The 362-nt window shown below is 70.2% G+C and carries 1 protein-coding gene; it reads left to right on the top strand.

What is annotated here, in order from left to right:
* On the top strand, positions 1 to 362 hold a 362-nt coding region (locus IH25_RS38245), incomplete at both ends, for an alpha-1,6-glucosidase domain-containing protein (protein ID WP_037656484.1).

Below are 362 nucleotides of genomic sequence, written 5' to 3'. Positions count from 1 at the left end.
AGCGGCGACTGGTTCAACGCCCTGCACTGGGACTGCGCCGACGGCAACGGCTTCGGTCGCGGCCTGCCCCCGGCCGCCGACAACCAGTCCAAGTGGGACCACGCCCGGCCCCTGCTCACCACCGTCAAGATCGGCTGCCCGCAGATCACCGGCGCCTCGGCCGCCTACCGGGACCTGCTGAGGATCCGCACCACGGAGAAGGCCTTCTCCCTGGCCACCACCACCGAGGTGCAGGACCGCCTCTCCTTCCCGCTGTCCGGCAGGGACGAGACCCCCGGCGTGATCACCATGAAACTCGGCGGTCTGGTCGTCGTCTTCAACGCCACCCCCGAGCAGCAGCAACAGCGCATCAGCGCCCTCGC

It is taken from the genome of Streptomyces achromogenes subsp. achromogenes (assembly GCF_000720835.1).
Classification (GTDB): Bacteria; Actinomycetota; Actinomycetes; order Streptomycetales; family Streptomycetaceae; genus Streptomyces; species Streptomyces achromogenes.
Note: the sequence above shows the minus strand (reverse complement) of the source record. Positions and strands in the feature narration are given on the sequence as shown.